Origin of the sequence: Pseudomonas sp. FSL R10-1339 (assembly GCF_009600545.1) — a bacterium.
Lineage (GTDB): Bacteria > Pseudomonadota > Gammaproteobacteria > Pseudomonadales > Pseudomonadaceae > Aquipseudomonas > Aquipseudomonas bubulae.
Genome location: NZ_WIVQ01000276.1, coordinates 1 through 413, shown reverse-complemented (window position 1 = coordinate 413; position 413 = coordinate 1). Strand labels below are relative to the sequence as shown.

The following is a 413-nucleotide window of genomic DNA, read 5'->3' as shown; positions in this document are numbered from 1 at the left end:
CGATGCCGTGGACGTACTGCGCTGCGACCTGAACGACAGCGAGCACGGCGGGCCGCCGCAGCTGCGCACTGACCTGTTGAAGCTGCATCAACTGGCAATGGCCGCGTTCAACGAGGGATCACGCAGCCGAGTGGCTGAGCTATTTGATCTCGCCGTGGATCTTCAGGATCAGGTTGATCATCTGATGACCTCGCTGGAACAAGTGCAAGAAACCCTGTCCCGGTTGACGGCGCTCTACCCAGAAAGCCTGTCCTGAATGTTCTTGGAGACAACCACATCATGAGCCGCAGCCGCCGCAAAACGCCCATCGTTGGGCACACGACCTGCCGTAGCGAGCGCGAGGACAAGAAACTCTGGCATCAGCGCTGGCGAAACCACGAGTGCACCGCGCTGGCCAGCGCGTCGCCGGAAGC

Annotated in this window: 1 protein-coding gene; it reads left to right on the top strand. The window is 61.3% G+C overall.

The features are described 5' to 3' along the window. Nucleotides 1-256 (top strand): transposase (locus GHO03_RS24785; RefSeq protein ID WP_153400711.1); only part of this gene is annotated, 256 nt, incomplete at its 5' end. Between the last annotated feature and the right edge of the window lie 157 nt (nucleotides 257-413).